Below are 25,753 nucleotides of genomic sequence, written 5' to 3' on the forward strand. Positions count from 1 at the left end.
CTGATGCTGACGGTTGCCGCGTTGTGCGGATTCGGCCGGTGCTCCGCTGTGCTCGCCGCCACCGTTGTCGACGACGGTGAGTCGGCGCCGGCCGCGGAGACAGGCGAACAATCCGAGAGCGCCGCCGCACCGCGGCGTATCATCAGTCTGGACTATTGCGCCGATCAGTATGTCGTAGGGCTTGTAGGACGCGACCGAATACTGCGAGTGTCTCCGGACGCAACCGAGCAGTATTCCTGGGTGCGGGATGCAGCCGGCGGTTTGCCTAGCGTTCGCCCCCGCGCCGAAGACGTGCTTATCCTGCAGCCCGATCTGGTGGTCCGCTACTACGGCGGCGGCCCGAATGCCCGGATGTTCCTAGAGCGTGCCGGCGTGCAGGTGTTACAAGTACCCTACGTGAGCACAATCGCTGATGCCCGCCGCAATCTGGTCGAGCTTTCGGCCGCGTTGGGGGTTGCGCAACGCGGACAGCGGCTGGCATCGCTCATGGACCAGCGGCTAGCGGCCATCGAACCGCCACCAATGCCTGTTGAAGCGCTGTACATGACGCCATCGGGCGTAAGCCCCGGCCCGGGCACGCTGGTCGACGAGATGATGCGAACTGCAGGGCTACGCAACTTCCAACGTCGGCCCGGCTGGCATCCCCTGCCACTGGAACGGTTGGCCTACGAGCGCCCCGACCTTCTCGCGCTCGCGTTCTTCGACACCAACACGAACCATGCCGATGCTTGGTCGCCATCGGCGCACCCCATCGCTCAACGCCAGCTGCGGGAGCTGCCCAGTGTTTCGCTGGATTCCGCGTGGGTGGCGTGTGGCGGTTGGTTCCTGGTGGACGCCGTAGAGGCACTCGCCGCTGCCGGGCGGGAAGCGCTCAGGTGAGTGCATCTGGGAACTGCCCCACCAAGACGTGGTTGCTCGTCGAGCTGGGCGCGGCAACTCAAGTGGGAGTGATGTTCGCCGCCATTGCGCTGGGGACCACAGCGCTACCCCCTGGGCGTAGCGCTGCCGCCCTGTTCAGCGCCGGTTCGCCGAGCCACGGTATCGTCGTTGGGGAGTTTCGCCTACCGCGCGCGTTGGCGGCAATGCTGGCTTTCGAGGCACTGCCCAGCCACGGGCTCGGTGCTCGCCTGCCCAATGCCGCATCACCTGTGAGCGGTGGCTGAGGTCTCTAATGGCGGCACGTGCCCTCATGATACAAGGCACCGGTTCCAACGTCGGGAAGTCGGTGATCGTTGCGGGCCTCTGTCGTTTGGCACGGCGCCATGGGCTGCGCGTTGCGCCATTCAAACCGCAGAACATGTCGAACAACGCGGCGGTCACGCAGGAGGGTGGCGAAATTGGCCGCGCCCAGGCGCTCCAGGCGCGGGCAGCCGGTGTGGTGCCCAGCATTCACCACAATCCTGTACTGATCAAACCAGAGAGCGACCGCGGAGCACGGCTACTTCTGCACGGCCGTCCGATCGGTCGCCTCGAGGCGCGCCACTACCGCGACCGCCGCGAGCGGTTGCTGGGCGGGGTGCTCCACAGCTTTTCCCATCTGGTCACGAACAACGATCTAATCCTCGTCGAAGGCGCCGGAAGCCCCGCCGAAGTCAATTTGCGCGACGGCGATATCGCCAACATGGGGTTCGCCAGCGCGGCCGGTGTGCCCGTGGTCCTGATTGGCGATATCGACCGGGGTGGCGTCATCGCTTCCATTGTCGGTACCAAGACGGTGCTCGCGCCAAACGATGCCAGCCACGTGCGTGCTTTCATAATCAATCGCTTTCGCGGAGACCCGGATCTGTTCGCCGAGGGTATCGAGGTCATTCATCGGCAGACCGGCTGGCCATGTCTCGGCGTCATTCCATGGTTGGACGTAGTCGGTCGACTTCCCGCTGAGGACGCTGTGGACCTGGAGCGACCTATCGCCGGTAATCGGCAGGCGGTGAAAGAGCAGGTGCGGGCATTTGTCGAGCCACTGCAGATCGCGGTTCCGCTGATCTCGCGCATCGCCAATTTCGATGACCTTGACCCACTGCGCGCGGAACCCAACGTCGAGCTTCGCTTCGTGGTGCCAGGCACACGCCTTCCCGCAACCACTGATGTAGTGCTGCTGCCAGGTACCAAGGCCACCCTGGGCGACCTCAACATGCTGAGAGACCAGGGATGGGCGGAGCAGATCGTGGCGCACGCGAGGCGTGGTGGTTGGGTCACCGGGATCTGCGGTGGGATGCAAATGCTCGGGCGATCCGTTGCCGATCCGCAGGGGCTCGACGGTGTCCCCGGGGCGACCGAAGGCCTCGGTTTACTGGACTTTCGTACGGTGATGGGACCCGAAAAAGAAGTGCGCGAAGCGAGCGGTCGGTGTCTCGCGAGCGATGCTCCCGTGCGTGGATACGAGATCCACTCGGGCAAAAGTGAGGGGGCCGCGCTCACCGCGCACCCGATGCTGCGGCTAGAGCGGCGCTTCCATGGTGCGCGCAGCCCCGACGGGCGGATCGAGGGGTGTTACCTGCACGGGTTGTTCACCAACGACGCCTTTCGGCGCGCTTGGCTGGAGAGACGGCGACCCGGCGCAGGCTCGACCCTTTCCTTCGATGCAGAAGTAGACGCAGCGCTCGACGAGCTGGCCGACCGACTGGCCGAGCATCTGGATATCCACCAGCTCTTCGACATCGCGTCCGCGCCATCGCCGTCAGAGCCATCGGCCTCAGAGCCGTCGCCGTCCCCGGCCTCCAGTCCGTGAGTGCCACCGGCGCCGCCACCGTGCTCGTGGCGCTGCTGGTGGAGTGGCGCTTCGGGTGGCCCGACTGGCTCTATCGAGCGATACGCCACCCTGTCGTCTGGATCGGATCTCTGGCCGCCTGGTGCGAACGGCGGTTCAACGTGGCGCACCACCCGCACGCCCTACGCTACATCGCTGGCTTGATGACCTCGGTTGTGATCCTCACGGTCACGGTGGCGGTAGCCTGGAGCGTACAACAGGGCACATGGGGCGTATTCACCATTTACCTTCCAGATCTACTAGGTTATCCACCGAACGTACCCACGCTCATTGGCGCGACCGCGCAAGCGACCTCCGCCGTCGTCGTCACGGGCGTTGTCGCCTCCAGCCTGATCGCCGCCAGATCGCTGCGTGAGCACGTAACAGATGTGCACGCACCCCTTAGCCGCGGCGAGCTGCACGCCGCCCGTGCCGCCGTCGCCCGGGTAGTCGGCCGGGACATCGATTCCTTGGATGCGCCCGCAGTGGCGCGCGCGTCAATCGAAACACTGGCCGAGAGCACCTGCGATGGGGTGGTCGCGCCACTGTTCTGGGGCGTGTTGCTCGGCCTGCCCGGCATGGCCGCTTACAAGGCCATCAACACCCTGGATTCGATGATCGGACACCGCAGCGATCGCTTCCACGCGTTTGGCGGATTCGCCGCCCGCCTCGACGACCTCGCTAACTGGATCCCCGCACGCGTTACCGCGCTCTTGATCGTGACGGTGGCTCACAAGCGGCATCAGGTCGCCTGGAGAACGGCACGACGGGAAGCAGCCAACCACCGCTCGCCGAACGCCGGCTGGCCCGAGGCGGCAACGGCGGGCATGCTGGATGTGCGGCTATCGGGGCCGCGCCAGTACGAGGGGCAGACAGTGAACGAACCTTGGATCAGGCCGCAGGCGCCCGATCCCGATGCCAACACCCTGGCGACGGCGCTTGAGCGCTATCGCACCTCGATCGAACTCGTGCTGGTGCCGGTGCTCGCGGGCATCACAGCGTTGGGCCTGATCCTGGGGGCCGCCTGGTGAGCGGAGAGTTCTCGGCAGATCTCATGCACGGCGGTGCGCTGGATATCCTCCAGGCATCATTCCCCGAAGCACCTACTCCCTGGGTTGATCTTTCCACGGGCATCAATCCTTGGCCGTGGCCGATCCCCACGATTCCCGAGGGGTCGCTCCATCACCTACCCACCCGCGCGGCCTCCGATGCTTGCCGGGAAGCAATGGCCAGCGCGTTCGGTGCCCCGGTGGACAGTGTGCTGCCCGTGCCCGGCACCGAGCTGATCATCCGCTTGCTCCCCACCGTGCTCGGCGCATCAACCCGCCGAATCTGTCTGGGCCGCACGACGTACGCCGATCATGCGAACGCGTGGCGCGCTGCCGGTGCCGCCATCCGCGAGGTCGACGACCCGCTGGCAGCGAGCTCAGACGAGGACGTCGTCGTGTGCAACCCCAATAACCCAACCGGGCAGGGGTGCGACCGGGCCGAACTGGAAGCGGCACGCGCGGCGCGTGAGGACACGGGCCATTGGCTGATCATCGATGAGGCGTATGCGGATCTCACCCCGGCCCGATCGCTCGCCCAATGGGGCGGACGTGACGGACTGGTGATCCTGCGATCGTTCGGCAAGTTCTTTGGCCTGGCCGGCGTCAGGCTCGGCGCGCTCATCGCGCCGCATCGGGTAATCAAGGCGGTAGAGAAACTGCTCGGGCAGTGGGCGGTGGCCGGCCCGGCCCTGTGGCTGGGAACGCTCGCCTACGCGGACAAGGGCTGGCACGAACAAACGCGTCAACGACTGCAGCAGGCGCAGGCAAACCTTGATCACACGTTGTGCCAGGTCGCCGCGGCTCATCAACTGTCGATTGAAGGGGGTACTTCGTTGTTTCGCTACGTGCGGGTGCGCGACGCCCATGCTCTGTGGTTCCACCTCGCCCGATCGGGCGTGTATGTGCGCCGATTTCACTGGTCGCGATATCACTTGCGCATCGGACTGCCCGCCGACGAGCAGGGCCTGGCACGCCTGCGCGAGGCGGCTACCCCTTCAGCTTGAGGGGAATGCCGGCGGCAATGAACTCGACCGTAGCGACGGTTTGCGCAACGCGTTGGTTGAGGCGCCCCTGAGCGTCTCGAAATGCCCGCCCCAGGGAGGTCTCCGGCACCAAGCCCAGGCCCACTTCGTTGGACACGAGCACCACCGGCACACCGCTATCACGAAGTGCGGCCAAGAGCTGATCGGTCGCCTCGTCAACACCAGGTTGCACCGCCTCCATCAGGTTGGCCAGCCACAGCGTGAGGCAGTCGACGGCGATGCCGTCCGACCGGTCCTGCAATTGCCCTATCGCCTGCGCCAGGCCGAGCGGCGATTCCACCGTCTCCCAGTGCGCGCCGCGCTCCTGCCGATGACGCTGGATTCGCGCCGCCATTTCGCCATCGCGCGGCTCGGCGGTGGCGATCATCGCGGGCCGGCGCATGTTCTCCATGAGCGCAAGCGCGCGAGCGCTCTTACCTGATCTAGCGCCGCCAAGAACCAGTGTGTGCAGTCGTTCAGTCACAGGCAGATCGCTCTCTAGGTGCCTTGGCGGGTAGGCGTCCGGCCGGACGCGACCTGACCGGTTCGCGAGCTGGTACCACGCCCGGCCCCGCTTACGTCATGAGGAGGCGCTTACCGCTACCCTTGATCCGGAGTGTGTACGCAAGGAGTACGACTAGGCGCCGGCTCCAGGTACCCGGTTTTACTGATCCCCCACGAAGCCGCTCCGTCCATCACGCTTGCTGTAGTGACGCTCGGTGAGTTCGTGCCGTTCCTGCGCTTCCAAGCAGAGCGTCGCGATCGGACGCGCCTCCAGACGACGCAGACCGATCTCCTCGCCCGTTTCCTCACAAAAGCCATAGGTGCCATCGCTGATGCGCTCCAGGGCGGCGTCGACTTTGCGAATCAGCTTGCGCCCCCGATCCCGTGTTCTCAGTTCCAAGCCGAGGTCGGTCTCCTGGGTCGCGCGATCGTTCGTGTCGGGGAGCGCGCCGCCTCCCTCTTGAAGCAGGTTAATCGTGCGATCCACCTCCTCCATCAGGGCACCCTTCCAGTTCTCGAGGATGGTGCGAAAGTGCTCGACTTGGCCTTCGCTCATGTAGGGTTCGTTCTTCTTCGGCTTGTAGGGCGCCACACCGTAGGCGCTGCGTCCCGCGGAGCGATTCTCATGGGGGGCGGTTGCCGCCTTCGATCGCACGCTGGAGCGCGCTACTACCTCTTTCGAACTTGCCTTGGCTTTCGAACTCGCTTTGGCTTTAGTCCTGCCGCTGGCCTTGGCGGTCTTTGTGGCTGCCTTCCGCCGGACTCGTGGTGTTTGCGCCATTCTTCGACCCTCTGTGAGCGGAGCGCGCTACGTTGAAGGAACCCGGCGAGGGCCGCTGATGAGACGCGGCACTCGCACGCCACAAAAGCAGGATACCAACGGGCCTACTAAACGCAGGCCTAGGGATGTTATAGGGTTACGCTTAGAGCCCGCAAGGCTACGGGAGGACGCGAGTTCCGCACGAGCGAGACTGTCTGGTCGGCGCCTCATCCCCTCAGCCACCCCTCCGCCTCCGGCAGATCCGCTCAATCCCCCGGGGCCTGCCACAACCCCTGCTGGATCGCCTCCATCAGCTGCTCGCAGCGGTCGTACAGCGCGTCCGGATTGTGCCGTTGTGGGAACGGGAGGGTGTCGTCGTCGCCTACGTATTCATCGGTCACAGCGGCGTACTGATCGTCCCGCACCAACCTCGCCGTGGCGTCGCAGTCGAACAGGTAATCCACCGTCACCGCCATCTTGAAGCCACCCTGGGAATCAAGGGCCTGGTGCCCTAGTGGATCGAGGGGCCGAAGCCCCTCGATCTCGCCTCGAACACAGAGGGAGACTCTCCCTAGGGCACGATTTCGCTCGGTCCCGGCGGCTGCCCGAGCAGGCCACGGAAGATGACGAAGTCCGCCCCGGTCACGATGCCATCACCATCGAGATCCTGGTCGGGGCTGTCGGTGCTCTGGATCTCGTTGCGGAACAGGAAGAAGTCGATTCCCGTGGTGAGTAGATCGCCGTTGAAGTCACCGTCGCAAAGATTGCCGAAGCCATCGCCATTCGAGTCCCGCTGGTCCGTATTGCTCACGAACGTGCAGTTGTCGTAGGCGTTACCGATGCCATCGGCGTCAGCGTCACTGTCCGCTCCAACGGGCAAACGAACCACGTGCCAGCTTTCCGTGCCCGTGGCCTCCGTGACCCGCAAGCGCCAGTCGACGATACTGCCCTCGCTAGTGCCCAACGACACGAACGGCGGGAGACTCACCGTTAGCTGCTCGCCTGGATCGATGCTATCGATGTTCCAGATCAAGAAGTCGTTGGCACTACAAGAGCTGGAGTTGCCATCGTTCGCCTGAGCGCAGGAAGCGCCCGTGTCGATGCCCCCGGTGGCCTCCGCCTCGTTCAAGTTGTTCAAGCGCTGGGGATAGCGGATGACCAACTGCGCGTCGAGGATCGTGTTGTTGGTGAAGTTATCCACCACGGCGACCACGTTCGTCTGTTGCCCCGGCAGGGCCGGTAGGGGGTTGACGGCGAAGCGTACCGCAAGAGGCAAGGGACTCGACACGTAGCCTGTTTCGCGCACCCGGCGGACCGTGGGGGCGAAGCCGCTGGTGCCTTCGAGCGTGGCTCCTACCACCAGCAGATCGCCGGCTTCGGCCACATTCCTGACGCGCACCTGAACCACTCGTTGACCGATGCTGTTCACCGGGAGATCACCCAGCTCCCAGCGTACGCGCGTGCCCGCAAGGACGCCTCCGTCGGTGGCCCCCAGGAAGATCACGTTGCTCGGCAGCGTGAGTGTAAGAGAGGCATCGGAAATGCCACTCTGCGAGGGGTTGCCGTAGCGGACGGCATAGCTGACCACCTGACCGGGCGCGGCCGGGTCTGCACTCTCGTCGATCGACAGGGCGGCCACGGCGTTGCTGTCCACGGCGAGCGTCGTGCTCTCCCAAGCCCGTGAACCATTCGCCTCGGTGATGCGCGCCTCCCAATCGACCAGCGCACCGCTTGGGGCACCGGTACCCACCGTGACCGGGAACGATAGCTCGACGGACTGGCCTGGGTTGAGCTGGTCGAAGTTCCAGATCAGCAGATCGTTCACGGAGCAGCTGGAGGAGTTGCCATCGTTGGCCTGAGCACAGGAGCTACCCACGTTCAAGCCGCCGAGCGTCAGCGCCTCGGAGAGGCTGAACAGACGTTCGGGGTAGCGCACCAGGACCTCTGCATCGAGAACGGGGCTATTGCTGGTGTTCGTCAGATTCAGGCTGACCAGCACCTGCTCACCGGGCGTTGCCGGGGAGGGGTTGACGTTCATGGACAAGGCAAGGGGGCCACCATCGTTCACGTAGGCCGTCTCGCGGATACGCCGGACGCTCGGCTGGAAGTTGGAGGTGCCCTGGAGCTCACCGTTGGCGGCGAGTAGCGTACCCGGGGCCAAACCTGCATCGACCATGACCGTCACCGACTCCTGGCCGACGAAGCCCGTGGGCAGATCACCGAAGTTCCAGCTCACCTCGTCACCGTTCACCATGGCGCCATCGCTCAGGGCCACCAGGGTGACGGCGGCGGGTAGCGTGAAGGTCAGCTGAGCATCGTTGAGGCTGGTGACCGATGGGTTGCCATAGGTGAGTGTATAGGTCATCAGCTCGCCGGCGGCGATCGGATCCTGGTCTTCATCGATCGCCAGGGATGCGACCGCGTTGGCGTCCACGGCGAGCGTGGTGCTCTCCCAGGCGCGAGAGCCGTTTGCTTCGGTCACGCGTGCCTCCCAATCGATCAATGCACCGCTGGGCGCACTGCTGCCCACGGTGACAGGGAAGGACAGCTCGATGGACTGACCTGGGTTGAGCTGGTCGAAGTCCCAGATGAGCAGGTCGTTGATCGAGCAGCTCGAGGAGTTGCCGTCGTTCGCCTGGGCGCAGGATGCAGAGACGTTCAGGCCGCCAAGGGTCAGCGACTCCGAGAGGTTGAAGATCCCCCCCGGGTAGCGCACGAGTACCTGCGCATCGAGCACGGGGCTGTTGCTGGTGTTCGCTAGGTTCAAGCTGATCAGGACTTGCTCGTTGGGCTGAGCCGGTGCGGGGTTCACGTTCACGGTCAGGGCCAAGGGGCCACCGTCATTCACGTAGGCAGTCTCGCGGATGCGCCGCACGGAGGGGAGGAAGTTGGAGGTGCCTGTGAGCTCGCCGTTGACCGCCAGTAGAGTGCCCGCGGTGAGGCCTGCGTCGACGGTGACCGAGAGCGTCTCGCGGCCGACAAAGCCCGTGGGCAGGTCACCGAAGTCCCAGCTGATCTCATCGCCATTCACCATGAAGTTGCCCGAGGCGGTGAGCAGCGTCGTGCCAGGCGGCAGCGTGAGCGCAAGCTGCGTGTCGTTGAAACTCGTGGTGGACGGATTGCCGTAGTTGAGCGTGTAGGTGAGCACCTCGCCCGCCGGGATGGGGTCGCGGTCCTCGTCGATGGAGAGAGAGGCGACGGCGTTGCCGTCCACGGGCAGCGTCACACTCTCCCAGGCAAGGGAGCCGTTAGCTTCGCTGATACGCGCCTCCCAATCGATCAGCGTGCCACTGGGGGCGCTGCTGCCAACGGTCACGGGGAAGGACAGCTCGATCGACTGCCCAGGGTTCAGCTGATCGAAGTCGAAGATCAGAAGATCGTTGATCGAGCAGGAGCTGGAGTTACCGTCGTTGGCTTGGGCGCAGGAGGCGCTCACGTTCAGCCCGCCCACCGTGAGCGATTCGCTCAAGTTGAACAGGCGGCCTGGGTAGCGCAGGAGCACCTGCGCATCGAACACCGGGAAGTTAGCGGTGTTGGCTAGGTTCAAGCTCACCAGTACCTGCTCGCTGGGCTGCGCGGGCGAGGCGTTGATGTTGACGGACAGCGCCAGGGGGCCACCGTTGTTGACGTAGGCGATCTCGCGCGTGGTGCGCGTGGAGGGCAGGAAGTTGGAGGTGCCGGCGAACTCGCCATCGACCGGCAGCAGAGTGCCCGGCGCAAGGCCCGTATCCACGGCCACGGAGACGCGTTCACGACCGACGAAGCCCGCCGGTAGGTTGCCGAAGCTCCAGCTGACTTCGTTGCCGTCGACCACGGCGCCGCCGGAAGCACTGACTACCGTGGTGCCTGCGGGAACGTCCACGGTGAGAACCGCGTCGTTGAAGTTGGTGACGGAGGGATTGCCGTAGTCCACCGTGTAGGTCAGCAGTTCGCCCGCACCGACGGGATCCTGATCCTCGGCGATCGTCAGGGAGGCTACCGCGTTGCCATCGACGATGATCGAAGCATCGTCGCTGCTGCGTACGACACCGAACTCCGTGACTTCCGCAACCCAAGGGATCGCGCTGCCTTCGAAGGCGCCCGCTGAGACGGTGACGGGAAACGACAGGATCGTGGCTGCCCCTGGCGCTAGCGGGGCGAGGTTCCAGATCAGCAGATCCCCTTCGCTGCAGCTGCTGCTATTGCCATCGTTCGCTTGGGCGCAGGACTCGGACACACTCAGGCCACCGAGTACCAGGCTTTCGGACAGGTTGTTCACGCCCGCAGGGTACGGGGTCGTGACCCTCAAATCCGTCTCGAGAGAAGTGCCGGGATTCGACACCGCAATCGACACGATGACCTGCTCCGACGTTTGCGCCGGGTTTGCTGATAGCTGCACATCGACATCCACCGCGGCGAGGGCTTGACCGCCAACGCCCAGTGAGAGTCCGCAGGCCGCCAGGCAACCCCACCAGGCGGGGTTCCTTCTCATCCTCTCCGTGGGAGGTTGCATTGCATTCATCGTTAAAGTCCTCTTACACATCGCTTTGGATAACATCAACATTCCTTCTCCCGGACATCTTTCGATGTCTCTACGCTCCTCACTAGGTCACTCGTCTTCCTCCCTTGTGGCACTAACTGCCCTGACGTCGCACCGGTCTACGGCTCCGCAAGCCCGCATTTCAGGGCGATCTGAAGACCCAGCAGCGGATTGGTGCGGGTGATTCGCTGCACGCTGTCCCGCGTGAAGTGACTGGCGTGCAAGTTGGGTAAGACGCTCGCGCCAATATCGGCGAGGCACGTGCAGTCCTCTTCGGAGTGGCGACCGCCGAAGAAGGAAACGCAGCCCCTCACGAAGTCGCCGTCCGAGCCACGTGCACCCAGCAGGAGCCAGGCATCGATGCCCTCGGCGATGCGTTTGCCGCGGGCGCTGCAACCGATGGCTGCGGCGGCGCGGCTTCCAGCCGAGTACGGGGCTGCGCTGGTGCTTGCGTACGCTGTGTCGGCAGCCGTGCCTGGGAGTGCATAGCGCCGGCCTACGGCGGCGACGATGGCCGAGGATGAAAAGAACGTAAGCAACCTGGCGCGAGATGTGTGGTGGGCTGGGAAGGCGCAGGTGCGTAGCCACCAGCCGCCGGCGCCGGCAACGAATAGCTGCTCGGCTTGTGTGAAGGGCGTGGCGCAGCGATTTTCGAGAATGGGAAGCACCCGTACGAGGCCCGCCGGCTCCGTCCGCGTCAGGAGGTCCTGGCACGTCGAATCGGCGAGGGCATCGGCGCTCCACAGGCTCAGCCCCAGGATGAGGCTGAACAGGGCCCTGAGAGCACCGAGAGCACCGAAGGGCGTGCTTGGCCAGCCGACGCTCATCGAACGCGCCCACGAACCCTTGCGGCGCTGGCCGTGCTGTTGCCGTAGTGCATTGGAAGTGGACTCCTTCGTATCACCTTCGGCCCTTCGCGCAGGGCCACCTTGGCGCCGCCGGGGCACCCCCGACCGATCCTCAGGGGACGAGAGTGCGAAGCGCACCGCGACCGCCGCACTACTTCGCAGCGTGTTGCGGCGTTCGCTCGCGATCGCCCTGACGATGGTGCTGGTGGCTGCGCGCTGGTGGCGAGGGGCGAAGCTTCTCGGAAGTGTTTCGAACGGCCAAAGGGGTCGGGAAATCAACCCCTTGGGCAAGTCTCTCGGGAGTTTGATGGGGCCGCCCTGGCAGCGCTTGGGGGCGTACTAGAGGCAGTCTCCCGGGGGCATTTGAGGGCGATGGCGCCACGCGATCAGCGCGAGGAGTGCCGCGTGGTCGGCACGCCTTCAGGCCTTGCAATCAAGGAGACCAATCGATGGACGGTGACTTGCTTCTCGCCGATGGACGCTTCGAGTACGTCTACGGCGACAACCAGATCGTGTTGAACACAGCTCGCCGCCAGCTGCTCATCGACGGCTCACCGGTGCAGCTCGAGCCAAAACCCCTGGCAAGTTTGGTGCAGCTCATGCACTCGCCGCGGGCTCTGCAGCCGTTTCAGTACGGTCTGACGCCGGACGAGGCACGCAAGGTAGGTCAGTGGATCCATAAGGTGCGCAAGGCCCTAGGCCAGCGCTACAAGGCGCTGATTCAGAACAAGCGCGGTGAGGGCTACGTCTTCGATGGCGAGATTCAGCGCCGCGTGCTCGATCAAGTACTGCCAAGCACCCGTTTAAGCTGCGGCGATCGGGTAGGCGACTGCCTGCTGGAGATGGCCCTAGCGGCGCGTGATGGCGTAGAGGTGTGGCGAGCTCGCCTCGACGAGGCGGTGGTCGTGGCCAAGGTGGCAACCGACGGGCAGGGCGCCCGACGCTTGGTGCGCGAGTATTCCTTTTGGCAGCTGATCGCCACTCAGGTGCCCGATCACGCGGCCTTGTCCCCGCCCCTGCACGCGCAATTCGATGACCCCTACCAGCACCTGCTCTTCAGCGACCAAGGGCAGGATCTTCTCACCTGGCAGCTCTGTGCCAGCGAACCCTGGACGATGCAGGGCAAACTGGACCTGGCAACACAGCTCCTGGAGGCGGTCGTTGCGCTCCATGGAACCGGCGTGATCCACGGCGATCTAAAGCCAGCGAACATCCTCATTGCGCGGGACCATGGGTGCACCTGGCGCCTGCGACTCACGGATCTGGGCTGTGCCCGCAAGCGCTACGAGGAGGTGTTCGCCGAGAACAACCTGCGCCCGATCGGCTTGACCATGAGCGAGCAAGACCTAACGGCGGATGGCGGAACTCCCCTGTACGTCGCCCCCGAGTGTTTGCGATCGGGGCCCTCTGCCGTTGGCGATGTCTTTGCCCTTGGGGTGGTTCTATACCAGCTGTTCGCGGGCGACTTTCGCCGTCCCTTCGCCACGGGCTGGCAACGCGAGGTAGATGACCTGGCGCTGCGTGAGCTCATCGCGCGGGCCACGGAGGGGGATCCGGCTCGCCGCTATGGCTCTGTGCAGGAGATGCTTAACGCCCTGTGTCAGCTGGGGGAGCGTACACGAGAGATTAGGGCCCTGGCGCGATACGAGCGCCTGCGTCAGCGCCGCCCCTGGATCGTTGCGCTGCTGGTGGCTCTCGCCCTAGGTACCGTATTTTCGGCAGCCTTCGCCTGGCATGCGCAACGCATGCAGCGCGCTGCCGATACGGAGCGTGCGATCAACAGCCAAGCCACAGACTTCCTGGTCGAGTTTCTACGCGCCGCCGGTGACCCGCGTACGGAGACGGGGGCTGCCTACGAAGCCCTGGCGAAGGCGCTCGATCGGGTGTCCGCAAGCCTGGATCGGGAGGAGCCGGAGGATCTGCGTATTCGCGTGGCGATCAACGCTGCCTTGGTGGAGATATACGATGGTCACAAGCGCCTAGAGGAGCTGTTTCGCGAACGCCGGCGTACCGTATCGCTCATGCGAGCGCTGCACGGCCCCGCCAGTGAGCAGGCGCTCGGGAGTGCCTATCGTCTAGCCGAACGCTTGGCTAGTAACCAGCACGCGGACGAGGCTATCGAGGTGATGGCCAACACGGAACACACACAGATCGTCGACCCGTCGGCCGCGGCCCGTCTAGATCGCCTCGCTGCCTTTGCGCACGCCCGAATCCATGCCGCACACCTGAAGTTTCGGGACGTGGTATCCACCCTGGAGGGGGCCGTGCAGAGCTACCGATTACGGGGTGATGTGGACGCTGACTACCACGGCATCATGTCGGCCTACGCTGAGTCCTTATCCCGCACCGGTGCCCTGGAACTGGCGCTCGAGGCGCTGCGCGAGCTGGACCGCGTGCGTGCGAGAAATGGCCTCGACGTCCCCCTGTGGCAGCGCCTAGCCAGCGACGGACAGAAGGGCCAGATTCTGGGCATGCTCGGCCGCCAAGACGAGGCGATTGCGCAGCTCCAGCCCGTGCTAAGCGACACCACCAAGATGTATGGGCTGCACAGCGCTCGAACGGCCTGGGTCCATGCCACCTTGGCCCAGCAGTTCAACGCCATCGGCCAACGGGAAGCGGCCTTGACCCACTACCTGGCTGCACGCGAGGGCTTTTGTACGGGCGAGATGACGCCCTATTGCGCCTACGTCGGCGGCAACCTCGGCAACCTCCTCTATCTGATGGGGCGCGCGGAAGAGGCACTGGCCCATCTAGATGTCACCCAGGCATACTTCGATAGTGTTACGCCAGCTCCGATGCCGGCGATCGCCCTGTTCAGCTACTACTACGCCAACGCCCTGCTGGAGCTGCGACGTCCGGCGCAGGCGCGTTCCTATCTCGACATCCTGCGCGTGGAGTGGCTCGAAGCTGCCGCGCCTGGCGCCCTGTGGGCCTTGCGACTGCGCCTGCTGGTGGCGCGACTCGCGCTGTACGAGGGAGGCGGCGATCTTGCCCAGTTCGAACTGGCGGCCAACGAGTTGGCGCAAGAGGTAGAGCCTAGTGAAATCGAGAGGCTGGCAATGGTGCCAGCTGAGCTCCTCCCTTGAGGTTGGTGATGTCGAGCTCGTCGAGCAGGGTAACGACGCGTCGGTGCCCCGCAGTACGGGAGTGAGCCGATCACGCGGGTACTCAGTCGATTACACCCGATCCCAAGCCGAGACGTTCTGTTCGAGATGTGCGATTGATGTGGTGCCGGGGATAACGATCACATTGGGCGATCGAGCCAACAACCACGCGAGCGCCTTCACGGGCTCGAGAGTCGCGCCGCGCTTCATCGGATGGGCCCCCAGGGGACCGTAAGGTATGAAGGCAACGTGCCGCTCAGCGGTGTAGTCGACGAGGTCGTCCTGAGTCTCCCGCTCGGCCATGTTGAAGCGGTTCTGCACGCTGGCGATGGGCGCCACCGACAGGGCACGATCAAGCTCGCCGCGCGTGACGTTGGACAGACCGATGTGCCCTACTCGCCCGTCGGCCTGCGCCTCGGCGAGCGCCGCCACGGACACCTCGATGGGCGTTTCCGGATCCACGCGATGCAGCTGGAAGAGATCGATCCGATCCCGGCGAATGTTTCCGAGCGCGCCATCGATCTGGCGGTGGAGCGCGTCGCGGGATCCATCGACCGTGATCTTCCCAGCCGCTGGCTTGTCGACACCGCCCTTCGTGGCAATGACAACGCTCGCGTCGCCGAGCGCCTCGCCCACGATTTGATCCGCAACCTCCGGGCCGTAGGCCCAAGCACTATCGAAAAAGTTCACGCCGAGGGCGGCGGCTCGACGCAATAGGGCGAGGCCATGCTCCCGGTCTTCGAAGGCTCCGTAGTTGCCCGGCTGGCCGGTAAGGCGCATGGCGCCGTATCCAAGCCGATTGATCTCCAGGTCCCTGCCGAGGCGGAAAGTCCGGTTGATGCCCGCGGTGCGATTGTTGTCGTTCATGGCGTTCCTCACGTAGGTGATCGAGTGTGGGGAACACTCTGGCGAGCTTTCGACGACCTCGGTAGACGACTAACGCGGATATCTGATATGCGTATTACGCATGAGCAAAGCCTTCGATCGACTCACCTTACTCAGCACCTTCGTGCGGATCGCCGAAGCCGGTAGCATAAGCGAAGCCGCACGTGGCTTGGGCCTGTCTCAGCCCGCAGCCAGCAGGCAGCTCGCGGAGCTCGAGTCGCGCCTGCGCAAGCAGCTGATCACCCGCACTACACACTCGCTTACCCTGACCGAGGCGGGCGCGGCTCTGCTGGTCGACGCTCGCGCTATGCTGGGAGGCTGGGAAGCCCTGGAAGAGCGTCATCACCACGACGATGGCATCCTGCGAGGGTCCATCCATGTGGTGGCACCTGTCGCCTTCGGCCAAACGGCACTGGCCCGACTGGCCGCTGCGTTTCTCCTGGAGAACCCAGCACTAGACGTCCGATGGGAGCTGGACGACCGCCCCATTCGCTTCGCCGAAGTGGGTTGCGACTGCTGGATCAAGATCGGCGCCGTACCCGATGACACGCTCATCGTTCGGGAACTTGGGTCCGTTGAGCGATTGCTGGTGACAGCACCGACCCTGCGCACCGGTAAGGGTCCCTTGCGCACGCCCAAAGCCGCCGAGAGCCTCCCACTGGTGGCGTTGGCACCGTTCGAAAGCGGGAGGATTCCCTTGCGCCACGAACGGGGAACGCGAACGACCATCTTCCCCCGACCCAGGCTCACGACTAACAATATCGTTGCCTTGAAGGAGGCTGTCCTCGCGGGGGTTGGGATGGCCATCCTGCCCCGTTGGTTCGTGCACGATGACCTCGCGTCCGGTCAACTCCTCGACCTGCTCCCCAGGTGGCGAGCCCCCCGCCTCCCGATCAACGTGGCCTACCCGTCCTCTCGCTACCGACCCAAACGGTTGGTGGTGTTTCTAGATTTTCTTCATCGACACATAAGATCGATCGGCGGTGTGGAAGCAAGCACGCTACGCGCCATCGACTAGCGCACCGACCGACTGTGTGGACCCCGCCAGCCATGCTTGCCTCCGGGGCGACCGACTTGGGTGAACTGCGCGCCTGGGACCTCTGTAGGGTGCCCGGCGACTTCGTCGCCAACGCCACGCCATGGGTCAAACGGCGCCCTGCCTGCGCCCAGAGGTGTGCACCCCCCGCAGGCTTCCATGACAAGCGGGCGGAATGGTGGTTGCGAATGAACGAACTCCCTAGTGCTTCTCCGCCTGATCACATCGTCCGCGGCGACTAGTGCCCCACAACGCCACATGGCAATGTGCACCTTCCTAGGAAGAGAGCGCTGCCATGAACCTCAAACCCCTAACGTCCCTGCGCCCGCAATGCCCACTGTTTGTGGCAGCCGCCTTGGGTGTAGCGTCGCTAGCCGCACACGCAATCACTCCCTCAGCCGCACGCCAGGCGATCGAGGGGACGCAGTCAGGCGAACACGCCGAGGGTCTCGGCGCATTTTCCGTCGACGATCTGCTCCAAGAGCTCGGCGTGCCCGGTGCGAGCGTGGCGGTAATTTGGAACGCCCAAGTGCATTGGGCCAAAGGCTACGGGGTAGCAGACGTGGTCACGGGTCGCCGAGTCGACACGCACACCCTCTTCCAGGCGGCCTCCATCTCGAAACCCGTTGCTGCCATGGCGAGCCTCGAGGCTGTGCAGGACGGCAAGTTCGGACTGCATCAGGGCGTGAATGAGATCCTCACATCATGGAAGCTCGATGGTGAAGGCATGACCTCGCAGCGTGCCGTCACTCCGGCGGCGCTCATGAGTCACACCTCGGGCCTAGGTGATGCCTTCGGTTTCCCCGGCTACCCACCAGGTGAAGACCTCCCAACGACGATCGAGATCCTCGAGGGCAAGGCCCCGTCGAACGTACCTCGCATCTTCATGGAGCGTGAACCGGGCGTGGCATACGAGTACTCCGGTGGCGGCGTCATGCTGCAACAGCTCGTGTTGAGCGACGCAAGAGAGATGCCGTTTGCTCAGCTCATGCGCGAGCGCGTGCTCGAGCCACTGGGCATGGCCGAGAGCACTTACGAACAGCCGTTGCCCGCGTCGTGGGCCGAGAAGGCGGCGCGAGCGCACTCGGCGAAAGGCGAGTCCCGGGCCGCGCCGTGGCATGTCTACCCCGAACTCGCCGCCGCCGGCCTGTGGACCACGCCGACGGATCTGGCCACCTTCGCCATCGAGGTGCAGAAGTCCGTCGCAGGCGAATCGAATCGGGTGCTCGATACCGATCACGCGCGCCGCATGATCACGCCCGTGGGCGTCGGTCGCTTCGCCGTCGGCTTTTCCATCGAGCAGGACGGCCAGGGCTGGTACTTCTCCCACGGCGGCTCCAACTGGGGATTTCGCGCCCGCATCGTTGCGCACGTCTCAAAGGGCTACGGCCTGGCCGTGATGACCAACTCCGATAGCGGCGGCGCGCTCATCGAGGAAATCAGCAAGCGGGTCCAGCGCGCCTACGCGTGGGATGTCCTGGCGGAACCCGTGCCTCGCGGCTATCGGCTTGTCGAGCGCGACGAGATCGACGTCCCCCGTCAGATGCTTGCGCGCTACGTGGGCGTGTACGCGGGAGAGGCGCCGATCACCGTGACCCTGGGTGAGATGGGTCTGTTAGCGCGGGTCGAGGGTGGCGATGGCGACGCGCCGCTCTTCGCCTCCTCGCCTACCGAGTTTTTCCTGAAGGTGGCGCCGATCACCATGGAGTTCTTGAGTGAGGGAGATGACGTGGTCGGGATGGTGCTGGTGGTGCCGTCCGGGGAGTCGTACACGCTCGCGCGGGAGCCGAGCGAGGGAACAGCCGACGCCGAACCCTAACGACCCGCCTCTTCCCTGTCGCACGCCGCATGATCAACACGGCTGATCGCTATGCACCTGGCTTCGCCGATAGCGTCCTGGGGTAGGTAGCGCTGAGCCCCACAACTCTAGCCCGCATGCTCGGACTGACCAGCGGGGGACGGCTTCCACGGTGCATTGGCCGTTAGGCGGCTCTACAGCCCCGGACCCACGCTTGGCGCGGCAACTATGGCATGCCGGTAAACAGGCTCTACCTGTGCGGTAGTGATGCGCATCCGGGTGTCGATGTGACCGGGATGCCTGGCCACCATGCGGGCGCAGGAGTTGGCAAGATGGCCTTCGTGGACTGGTTGCAGTCACGTTGCTCATCGGCGACGCGAATCGACTGCACGAGGCCGGGTGGTGAGCCGTTGGCCGAGCGCCTGGAGCAAGTGTTCACCGATAAGGTCATGTGGAGATGGGACAGGTGATGGATCACCAGGGGAGTTTTGGTATTCACTCTCGAGAGGAATCACGGTCGCGATGCCAGTCGCGGCATTCCCGATCGTCATTTTCTGTTTCCTCGATACGTACTACCTACGATTGGAGCGGAGAGTTCGCAATCTCTAGATTGCGTTTGCAGAATTGCTCCGCAAGGGCGCTGACTCCAACTCTCCTGAAGGCTGAGTTTTCCATTTCGGCCGCGCCGAGGGTCCGCTGAGCTCATAGTGAGCCTACCAATAGTCCTCAGGCGTGCTCGGGGCGAGGTGAACGCTCACTTTGTCTCCGACGAGGGCGTCGCACGAGTTTAGCGCCGCGGCAAGAAACAGGGACCCGACTGGCTCAAGCGTTAGTGTCTGCAATGCTTATCTCCCCGCGCGGGCATGCTCCCCAAGGCTAGCGTTTCCGGCCGTCATTGGGTTAGTGGCGACGTACCGCGAGCATTTTCCTGTGATTTGCCAAACCCACCTTACGGGCCGGCGACGATAACCCTCCATGTCATCCTCCTTGGAGTCACTGCGAATGCTGGGTAGAGACTGGCGCCCCTGGCGATGGGGGAGTATCGCGCTTGGGACCCTGGTGTTGCTGTGGGCCATCAGCTGCTTCGTCAGCAGCAGCGGGTCTCATTCGGACTCGGCCTCAACGAAAGCGATCTCCGACGTGCGAGCTCTCGCGTCGGCCGTGAACTTGTTCGTCCTTGACCACGAACGACTCCCGACAGAGCTCGAGGAGCTGGTGTATCCGCCTCCTGGCACGGTAAGCCTCTACGTTGCAGCGCTGCCCGCAGACCAATGGGGAAGGCCCTATCACTACGCGACGCGCCAGCCCGCTCATGTGCAGGAAGTTCTGCCGTTCTACGTGTGGAGCAATGGGGCCGACGGCCTCGTTGGCGGCACAGGATTTAACTGCGATACGGGGAACTGGAGTCGCGAGGATCGCTGTTACGGGTCGCCATCCGGGGCTTGGTGCGGCGTCAGGTAGGCGCGCGTCTTGATTGTGGCGCTCGGCACGATGACACTGGAAGCACTAACGAGCGCGTCGTACAGGAGCTGTGTGATGAATCAGATATCTTGGGTGGTTTGTGGCATCGTTGCCTTGGCGGCCCCGCTCTTAGCGAGCGTCGGTGAGTGTGAAGCCACAGGAGAGCGCGGTCGCTGCGTCCTCGCCCTGGCCAATAGCGGGCAGGCGGTCATCGTCGAACGCTTCGAGCCCGATGGTACGGTGCCATGGCGCCCGGTAGCGAGCACGACGTCCGCCGAGGTCAGCGTGGATGGTGGTGGTCTGTATCGGGTGTGTCGCGCAGGTGGTGCGCCATGCGACACGCAGGCCCATTGGGTGCCGATCCTGCCCCAGGGCGTCGACGAGATTCCGTCTCACGTTCAGATAGTCGCCGGCCGCCACGGGAGCGCCATCATCTCAAAGAATCTAGGCTATGCGGAGCAGGTGTATCAGTACAACAGCGCTCTGGCGGCGAGGATGTTGGTAGATGTTCGTGATTGCGAGGCGTTACCTGTCCTGGCTCCGCCGATTGTGGACCCCTTTGCCTTCAGCGACCGGCGCAGCTGGGAACGGGCCCTCTTTGAGGCGACGCGACCGTTCCCAGCGCTGCAGGAAACCGCTGAGCTCTCCCGCCACGCCTTCTATCAGGAATATGAGGGATGTCGCCGGGACCTACCGGATTGGTTGTAGCACTTACGTTCAGCTTGGGCGCAGCTGCAGCCTGAGGTAGCGCACGGCACCGCCGCTCACGGCCTGCTTAAAGCGGTCCAGCCAACGCTTAGCCTTTCCAGCTCGAAAGGCAGACTGATCGCGTCCGCGGCAAAGGCGCGACCGGCACTCAGCACGAGCAGGAGACGCTTCCACTCGCGCACTACCTGCGTGAGGCCTGCGCTTTCGTCTACCAGCGAATCGATCTAGAAACCTGCGTCCTCGCACACCTCGCGCCAGCCTACTTCGTTCCGTGCACCACAGGTAGCTTCCCTAGGGCAATGAAAGGCCTACTTATTTCTCGCGCTTACATGGTGTAGAGGTGTTGGGTATGCGTTCGGCAACTGCCCTACTTCGGGCGGAGCGCATTGCCAATTGCGGCATATCTGGATAATAAGAAGCGTATGACAACACCGTTAACCCCTGTTATCGAAGCCCCCGCGCCGCGGCCACTGGCCGAGCTCGATCCCACGGAGATTCGGCGTGTGGCAATAAGGGCCTGTCTCGGTATTGCTAGCCGTTGGGAACTGACACGAGACCAGTCTCTGGTGTTGCTTGGAGGCCCTAGTGAGCGGACGTTCTACCGGTGGCGAGACGGCAAGGTTTCTGGCGTTCCTACCGATACGGTTGAGCGGATTAGTGTCCTGATGGGCGTGTACAAGGCGACTCACATTCTGTTTCCCGTGGCGGAGCGCGCCGACGGGTACGTTAAGCGGCCAAATGCTGCCTTCGGCGGGATGTCGGCGCTTGATGTGATGTTGCAAGGGCGAGTGGACGATCTCTACCAAGTGCATCGGCATCTGGATGCCTGGCGTGGGTAAGATCCGGCGTAAGGACCTCAAAAACACGCCCCAGTTTCGGATCATTCCCTCACGCTTTCCTCCCATCCCAATGTTCGAGGCTCTGGTCGACCCGGAAGAGTTAGAGATCGCTTTCGCCTTGGAGTCGGCAACCAACGATCGCGTCAGGGCTGAGGCCGGAAACCTATTCCTCGTCGACAAGTCGCAGTGGGTGACTGGCCCAGGGGCGAGTATCGTGATGGCCGCGTTCACGCACTTCGGCAGGGAAAGTCGGTTCAGTCGCGGTGACTATGGCGTCTACTACGCCTCGCTCGATGAAGAAACGGCGATCGCGGAGACCGTGTTTCATCAGGAAAGACGATTAAAAGAGACGCAGGAGGACGCCATCGAGCTTGAGATGCGATGCTATTCAGGGACCGCGCTGCTTCCCATGCATGACATTCGCGGGAGCGCACATCAGGCGTTGAGCAACCCGGATATAGCTACGTGGCCAGCGTGCCAGCGTCTGGGAGCTGAACTGCGTGACAGCGGATCGAACGGGCTGCTGTACAGGAGTGCTCGCCGAACGCCCGGGAAGTGCATTGCGGCCTTTGAGCCGACGGCTGTCTCCTTGCCAATACAGAGTCAGCATTTGAAGTACTGCTGGAACGGCGATCGCATCGATCGAGTTTTCTCTGTCTCCGACATACGCGTCTTGTAGAGGGATTGGGAGTAACCGAGGCGACACGCAGGGGGAAGAACGCTATCCAAGTACCTGAGCGCGTGAGCTCGATAAGTGGCCTGATCCTGGCTCGATGGTGCGATTTCGCCACTTGCGCCCGTCGAGGCTCGAGAAGAAGGCTGCTAGTTGCGGGCCTCGAGCAGGATTGTTGCAGGTCGGTGTTGTGACTCTAGGGGGAAAATCGGTTAGAGCGGACTGGTCCTTACCTTGCGCCATGATCGATTGCTCAATGAGCGTAGGGTCTTGGTTCGTTCAGCAGGTTCTTCGTCGATCCGTAGGAAACGCTCACCGAGAACCCCACGCGTCTCGCCAACTGACCAACTGCGAGTTCCTCCGACGTAAGAGTACCGACAGAGAGCATCACCGTCCTGCTATCCGCTGACTCGTTTATCCTCGGTCGGTGGCGACGATTTGCGGTGCTTACACTTTCCAATAGCTCAGCCAGGTGCTGACGTGCCTCACCAGCCTCGAGAAGGTATGTGTTGACCGGCCGAAGGTCCTTTTTCAACTATGTTTTTGAACGGTGTACGGAGCTTCTCGTGTGGAGAAGACCCTTGATCAAACACGCGTGGCACAGCAATCGCTCAAGAGGAGGTGGAGGGTTTGGCAGTCGCGGTTGGTTTTCTTGTCGCTGCTTTTGTCGCTCTGTCGAGCTCGATGGTCTGACCAAATAATATTGCTCGTCACTTGGACCCTACGGGCAGCGTAGGAGCCATCAGGATGGGCGCCGTCGCGCGTGCACCATCCCCACCTATCCAGCCAGCAGCAGCGCTGTTACCGGGGGTTTGTGTTGCCCCCAGGGGGACTCGCGCGCTATCCGAGTTGGGTCCGACGGCCTCTCGAGCGCCAACCGATCGCCAGGAATCCCGTGAGAACCAACGCCAGCGCGGAGGGCTCGGGCACTGCGAACGCCTCGTAGCGTAGGTCGTCGAGCACAGTGATGACGCCGTTACCACCACGATCTCGACGATTTGAACGCGGAAGATGTCCTGCAGCGACTCAAATCCGAAAAACACGCCCCCCGCCCCGGTGCTTACGGAGAACGAATCCAGCAGTTGCTGCGTGTCGTCGAAGATGGAGATGGAAAACGTCGCGAACCTGAAGTCCGCCAGATAGAAAGCAACTCGGTTGACCACCTGGGAGAAGTCCATCGTGAAGTTGCCCTCGGCGATGTTGTTAGCGAGCATATCGCCATTCGACGCGGGCACGTCGCCGAAGAAACCGAAGCGATCAAACGTGTCCAGCGAGCCGATGTTGTCGCCGGTGCCCGTATAGGTCACGCCATCGAGCGTAAAGGACCGTGCGGCTTGTCGGGTGCCGGTGAAATCCTGAACCGTCTCAGATCCCGAGAAATCGTTGAGACCGATCTGTCCCGCTGTCCCGATCGTTGGCAGGCAGATCGCGATGCAAGAGAGCAGAGCCGCAAGTGTTGATCGCATTGGAGGCTTCCCTGTTGTTAGCGGTTGTGGAGACACACCTTATGAGGTGTCTACCGTTACTTGGCGCAGAACGCTCGGAAACTGTGTCGCCGGGTGATAGACAGTCGGACCGCAGCGTGAGGCAAACGAGGTCGCCTAGCTCACAATCGAAAGGGAGTTCCCCCGCATTGTTCGGCGACACCACGCCGCTTTCCGCTGGCAACGGGGTGCGGGGCGTTTCACCCCAACCGCACCCAGTTGCCATGCGTACCTACCTCATTCTATGGACGTCAGCAGTTGGCCCCACGTCCGCCTACCCACTACGCCGTCCACCTTTAGGGGGCGCTGACTCTGATATGTCTTCACCGCTGCCTGCGTGCGCGGGCCAAACACGCCGTCGATCCGAAGGGATGGGGCGTCGCTTAGCGGCGAGCGCCGTAACAGCGTCTGCAATGAGTGAACACCAGGACCCCGGCTGCCTAATGTGAGTAGGGGGCGCAACGAGGCGACCTCGCAGCGCATGTGGTATTGCACCCATTCCGTGCGTATCGGGCCGTTCGCCCCATTTAGGATCTCTAGCTGAACCGAACCGCGATGCTCGCCCTCGGGTAGCGGCTCCACCTGGAAGCTAGAGGCGCCTCGCAGTGGCGTCCGGGGTGAAGGCACCTGATCGGGTAGGGGCACGTACACCGCGAACGAATCAGTCGGGCGAGACGGCAATGATCCTCCTCCTCCGCTCACCGGTGGCGGAAGGGGCAGCGGCACGCTGTGAGTAATCGTCACTGGACCGTCGACAGTTCTCCGGAATACGGTGGATACCGGCCCGTTGGCGAAGTGGAAGCGATATCGCACCTCATGTGCTGCTATCCCAGGCGCCTTCGTGAAGGTCGCTGTTAGCAACAGCTCCGCTGGGCAGGGAACCGTGGCTGGTTCACTGGCCGCGTGAGTCGTGGGTGCACTATCAGGCGTCGTGGTAACGGTGAATCGAGGGAGGATCTCCTCACTTCGACGTGCCAATAAGCTCCCAAACCCAGCGGTCAAGGTAGGCTTGAGGTCGGCCACAGCCTGCGCTCGTGTGCCTACCTCCGTGCAGTGAAAAACGCCATCAAAGTCTCTGATGCAACTTTCCAGGGATGGCGGTTGCTCAAAGAACTCAGGGGGAAGGACATCTGTAGGGTCCGGCAGCTCAGGTGGCGGAATCTCCGTAGGCTTGGGTAGCTTCACGCCGCTATGGTTCAGCCAGGTGATCTGCCTCTCGGTGCTGAAGCTCGCGGTAAAGGACCCTGCGCCAGCGATGATGGGATCTTCCACGCTGAGCGGTACACCGTCCAACTGGGTGGTGAATGTGAAGGCACCGCTATCACATCCCCTCACCGGTCCGCGGGCCTCCAACTCACTTACCAGCGGCACTTGATAACGGCTGGCGAACGCTGACGAGTAGGTTACTCCCAGATATTCAAGTACTTGTTTCGTTCCAAAGCGGAAGAAGCACCATGGTTCATCCCATCCGTCGGGTCTCGTTAGACGGAATCCACAAGCTTCCTCCGGGATCTCGATGGGGGTGGAGTGACCGAGAACTTCGATGTTGGCTCTGGGGGCTCCGGACCCGTCGTATCCATCCCAGTAGATGGTGATGTTAGGCATTCTCTGAGTCTCCGTGTGTCAGATCGCGTCGGGCGAGGTATCACCCGCTTACAGGAGTAGTGACGGCCAAAGGGGCTGAGTTGGACTCGTGAATTGAGTGGAGATATCTAACGGCGAACGCGGGGGGAGGGAGCTGGTTTCACACTTTTCGGTTGACTGTAGTGCAGCCTTTCGCCAATTGCGGCAAGCGCATCGATGGGTGGCGCGGGCGCGAGGCTGGTGAGCGCGTCAACCAGGCGGATCGATCTCCCACATCCTCGCGTCCACCTCCGCCAAGCGGCAAAAGCGCCCCAGCTCTGCGTGCAACTTCTCCACTCGCCCAGCCGTCCACTGCACCCGCGGCCCCTGCCAGAAGTTGATCACGCGAAGCTCACCCGCCCTGCGGTCAGCCTTCGCCTCGGTGGGGCCGCTACTCCACCGGCAGCGAGTTCGGCACGCTCTTCGAGATGGACTTCGACGCTGGCTCCGCGGTGACCTGCACCGGATTGGTGATGGCAACGACGACGGCCGAGCCGATCTCTATCTACGGGCGCAACGTGGGGCAGGACAACTTGTCTGGCACGCCGGATCTGCTGCAGATCAAGTGGTATGGGCGTCTGGGGTTGGGGGGTACCTTCGACAACTGGACCATCTGGCGGGAAGACAGCGGGGATGACGGGGATCTGTATCCCTGATCGCCTGACTGGCAACTGTTTCAGTTAGCTTCGCGGCG

General features: G+C 63.4%; 21 protein-coding genes and 1 pseudogene. 13 read left to right on the forward strand and 9 right to left on the reverse strand.

Going from position 1 to position 25,753, the window contains the following annotated elements; translation table 11 throughout:
- Positions 1-3: 3 nt before the first annotated feature.
- The 5 genes from AAGA68_08250 to cobD are packed head-to-tail and all read left to right on the forward strand — an operon-like array spanning position 4 to position 4,799.
- Positions 4-879 carry an ABC transporter substrate-binding protein gene (locus tag AAGA68_08250; protein MEM9385041.1) on the forward strand — a complete coding sequence of 292 codons (876 nt, stop codon included), beginning with the start codon at positions 4-6 and terminating at the stop codon, positions 877-879.
- Entirely contained in the window at positions 876-1,163 is a 288-nt protein-coding gene (locus AAGA68_08255) for a hypothetical protein (GenBank protein ID MEM9385042.1), read from the forward strand. Before AAGA68_08250 ends, AAGA68_08255 begins: the two co-directional genes overlap by 4 nt.
- Positions 1,164-1,171: 8 nt before the next feature.
- Complete coding sequence (locus AAGA68_08260) at positions 1,172-2,728, forward strand: cobyric acid synthase (protein ID MEM9385043.1); 1,557 nt, start codon at positions 1,172-1,174, stop codon at positions 2,726-2,728.
- On the forward strand, positions 2,725-3,777 hold the full coding sequence (gene cbiB / locus AAGA68_08265) for an adenosylcobinamide-phosphate synthase CbiB (protein MEM9385044.1): 1,053 nt from the start codon (positions 2,725-2,727) through the stop codon (positions 3,775-3,777). The genes AAGA68_08260 and cbiB overlap by 4 nt, the downstream gene beginning before the upstream one ends.
- 23 nt (positions 3,778-3,800) lie before the next feature.
- Complete coding sequence (gene cobD, locus AAGA68_08270) at positions 3,801-4,799, forward strand: threonine-phosphate decarboxylase CobD (GenBank protein ID MEM9385045.1); 999 nt, start codon at positions 3,801-3,803, stop codon at positions 4,797-4,799.
- Here the strand turns inward: cobD and cobU are convergent.
- The 5 genes and pseudogenes from cobU to AAGA68_08295 all read right to left on the reverse strand — a co-directional run bounded on the left by cobU (position 4,783) and on the right by AAGA68_08295 (position 11,427).
- Positions 4,783-5,301: a bifunctional adenosylcobinamide kinase/adenosylcobinamide-phosphate guanylyltransferase gene (cobU, locus tag AAGA68_08275; protein MEM9385046.1), complete on the reverse strand. Its 519-nt coding sequence runs from the start codon at positions 5,299-5,301 to the stop codon at positions 4,783-4,785. The two genes, cobD and cobU, sit on opposite strands and share 17 nt — an antisense overlap.
- Positions 5,302-5,481: 180 nt before the next feature.
- Positions 5,482-5,925, reverse strand: a pseudogene (dksA, locus tag AAGA68_08280) (RNA polymerase-binding protein DksA).
- A gap of 422 nt (positions 5,926-6,347) precedes the next feature.
- Entirely contained in the window at positions 6,348-6,623 is a 276-nt protein-coding gene (locus AAGA68_08285) for a cobaltochelatase subunit CobN (GenBank protein MEM9385047.1), read from the reverse strand.
- Positions 6,624-6,652: 29 nt separating this feature from the next.
- The gene (locus AAGA68_08290) at positions 6,653-10,552 is read right to left on the reverse strand and encodes a hypothetical protein (GenBank protein MEM9385048.1); all 3,900 of its coding nucleotides are present in this window, start codon (positions 10,550-10,552) and stop codon (positions 6,653-6,655) included.
- A 167-nt stretch (positions 10,553-10,719) separates the two neighbouring features.
- On the reverse strand, positions 10,720-11,427 hold the full coding sequence (locus AAGA68_08295; protein ID MEM9385049.1) for a hypothetical protein: 708 nt from the start codon (positions 11,425-11,427) through the stop codon (positions 10,720-10,722).
- Positions 11,428-11,897: 470 nt separating this feature from the next.
- Here AAGA68_08295 and AAGA68_08300 point away from each other — a divergent pair, with 470 nt between their 5' ends.
- Positions 11,898-14,534 (forward strand): protein kinase, encoded by a 2,637-nt coding sequence (locus tag AAGA68_08300; GenBank protein ID MEM9385050.1) that lies wholly within the window; start codon positions 11,898-11,900, stop codon positions 14,532-14,534.
- A 90-nt stretch (positions 14,535-14,624) separates the two neighbouring features.
- Here AAGA68_08300 and AAGA68_08305 read toward each other — a convergent pair whose 3' ends face one another.
- On the reverse strand, positions 14,625-15,419 hold the full coding sequence (locus AAGA68_08305; protein ID MEM9385051.1) for an aldo/keto reductase: 795 nt from the start codon (positions 15,417-15,419) through the stop codon (positions 14,625-14,627).
- A 100-nt stretch (positions 15,420-15,519) separates the two neighbouring features.
- Here AAGA68_08305 and AAGA68_08310 point away from each other — a divergent pair, with 100 nt between their 5' ends.
- The 6 genes from AAGA68_08310 (at position 15,520) to AAGA68_08335 (ending at position 21,958) form a co-directional block, all read left to right on the forward strand.
- The gene (locus AAGA68_08310; GenBank protein ID MEM9385052.1) at positions 15,520-16,455 is read left to right on the forward strand and encodes a LysR family transcriptional regulator; all 936 of its coding nucleotides are present in this window, start codon (positions 15,520-15,522) and stop codon (positions 16,453-16,455) included.
- A gap of 313 nt (positions 16,456-16,768) precedes the next feature.
- Positions 16,769-18,292 carry a serine hydrolase gene (locus AAGA68_08315; GenBank protein ID MEM9385053.1) on the forward strand — a complete coding sequence of 508 codons (1,524 nt, stop codon included), beginning with the start codon at positions 16,769-16,771 and terminating at the stop codon, positions 18,290-18,292.
- 954 nt (positions 18,293-19,246) lie between these two features.
- Positions 19,247-19,732: a type II secretion system protein GspG gene (locus AAGA68_08320; GenBank protein ID MEM9385054.1), complete on the forward strand. Its 486-nt coding sequence runs from the start codon at positions 19,247-19,249 to the stop codon at positions 19,730-19,732.
- 75 nt (positions 19,733-19,807) lie between these two features.
- Positions 19,808-20,440 (forward strand): hypothetical protein, encoded by a 633-nt coding sequence (locus AAGA68_08325; protein ID MEM9385055.1) that lies wholly within the window; start codon positions 19,808-19,810, stop codon positions 20,438-20,440.
- A 422-nt stretch (positions 20,441-20,862) separates the two neighbouring features.
- Entirely contained in the window at positions 20,863-21,279 is a 417-nt protein-coding gene (locus AAGA68_08330; GenBank protein ID MEM9385056.1) for an MbcA/ParS/Xre antitoxin family protein, read from the forward strand.
- Entirely contained in the window at positions 21,272-21,958 is a 687-nt protein-coding gene (locus AAGA68_08335) for an RES family NAD+ phosphorylase (GenBank protein ID MEM9385057.1), read from the forward strand. Before AAGA68_08330 ends, AAGA68_08335 begins: the two co-directional genes overlap by 8 nt.
- Before the next feature lie 704 nt (positions 21,959-22,662).
- Here AAGA68_08335 and AAGA68_08340 read toward each other — a convergent pair.
- The 3 genes from AAGA68_08340 to AAGA68_08350 form a co-directional block, all read right to left on the reverse strand.
- On the reverse strand, positions 22,663-23,418 hold the full coding sequence (locus AAGA68_08340; GenBank protein MEM9385058.1) for a hypothetical protein: 756 nt from the start codon (positions 23,416-23,418) through the stop codon (positions 22,663-22,665).
- A 255-nt stretch (positions 23,419-23,673) separates the two neighbouring features.
- Positions 23,674-25,041 carry a peptidoglycan-binding domain-containing protein gene (locus AAGA68_08345; protein MEM9385059.1) on the reverse strand — a complete coding sequence of 456 codons (1,368 nt, stop codon included), beginning with the start codon at positions 25,039-25,041 and terminating at the stop codon, positions 23,674-23,676.
- 228 nt (positions 25,042-25,269) lie between these two features.
- Positions 25,270-25,404 carry a hypothetical protein gene (locus AAGA68_08350; protein MEM9385060.1) on the reverse strand — a complete coding sequence of 45 codons (135 nt, stop codon included), beginning with the start codon at positions 25,402-25,404 and terminating at the stop codon, positions 25,270-25,272.
- Between the two features lie 83 nt (positions 25,405-25,487).
- Between AAGA68_08350 and AAGA68_08355 the strand changes: the two genes are divergently transcribed.
- The gene (locus AAGA68_08355) at positions 25,488-25,715 is read left to right on the forward strand and encodes a hypothetical protein (GenBank protein MEM9385061.1); all 228 of its coding nucleotides are present in this window, start codon (positions 25,488-25,490) and stop codon (positions 25,713-25,715) included.
- Positions 25,716-25,753 lie beyond the last annotated feature (38 nt).

The sequence above is a fragment of the Pseudomonadota bacterium genome (assembly GCA_039193195.1).
GTDB lineage: Bacteria > Pseudomonadota > Gammaproteobacteria > Steroidobacterales > JBCBZW01 > JBCBZW01.

What these genes read in the sequence shown, in the direction of transcription:
- AAGA68_08250 (MEM9385041.1), top strand. Translation starts at nt 4, where the DNA reads ATGCTGACGGTTGCCGCGTTGTGCGGATTCGGCCGGTGCTCCGCTGTG.
- AAGA68_08260 (MEM9385043.1), top strand. Translation starts at nt 1,172, where the DNA reads ATGGCGGCACGTGCCCTCATGATACAAGGCACCGGTTCCAACGTCGGG.
- cobD (MEM9385045.1), top strand. Translation starts at nt 3,801, where the DNA reads ATGCACGGCGGTGCGCTGGATATCCTCCAGGCATCATTCCCCGAAGCA.
- AAGA68_08290 (MEM9385048.1), bottom strand. Translation starts at nt 10,552, where the DNA reads ATGAGAAGGAACCCCGCCTGGTGGGGTTGCCTGGCGGCCTGCGGACTC.
- AAGA68_08295 (MEM9385049.1), bottom strand. Translation starts at nt 11,427, where the DNA reads ATGAGCGTCGGCTGGCCAAGCACGCCCTTCGGTGCTCTCGGTGCTCTC.
- AAGA68_08300 (MEM9385050.1), top strand. Translation starts at nt 11,898, where the DNA reads ATGGACGGTGACTTGCTTCTCGCCGATGGACGCTTCGAGTACGTCTAC.
- AAGA68_08305 (MEM9385051.1), bottom strand. Translation starts at nt 15,419, where the DNA reads ATGAACGACAACAATCGCACCGCGGGCATCAACCGGACTTTCCGCCTC.
- AAGA68_08310 (MEM9385052.1), top strand. Translation starts at nt 15,520, where the DNA reads ATGAGCAAAGCCTTCGATCGACTCACCTTACTCAGCACCTTCGTGCGG.
- AAGA68_08315 (MEM9385053.1), top strand. Translation starts at nt 16,769, where the DNA reads ATGAACCTCAAACCCCTAACGTCCCTGCGCCCGCAATGCCCACTGTTT.
- AAGA68_08320 (MEM9385054.1), top strand. Translation starts at nt 19,247, where the DNA reads ATGTCATCCTCCTTGGAGTCACTGCGAATGCTGGGTAGAGACTGGCGC.
- AAGA68_08325 (MEM9385055.1), top strand. Translation starts at nt 19,808, where the DNA reads ATGAATCAGATATCTTGGGTGGTTTGTGGCATCGTTGCCTTGGCGGCC.
- AAGA68_08330 (MEM9385056.1), top strand. Translation starts at nt 20,863, where the DNA reads ATGACAACACCGTTAACCCCTGTTATCGAAGCCCCCGCGCCGCGGCCA.
- AAGA68_08340 (MEM9385058.1), bottom strand. Translation starts at nt 23,418, where the DNA reads ATGCGATCAACACTTGCGGCTCTGCTCTCTTGCATCGCGATCTGCCTG.
- AAGA68_08345 (MEM9385059.1), bottom strand. Translation starts at nt 25,041, where the DNA reads ATGCCTAACATCACCATCTACTGGGATGGATACGACGGGTCCGGAGCC.
- AAGA68_08355 (MEM9385061.1), top strand. Translation starts at nt 25,488, where the DNA reads ATGGACTTCGACGCTGGCTCCGCGGTGACCTGCACCGGATTGGTGATG.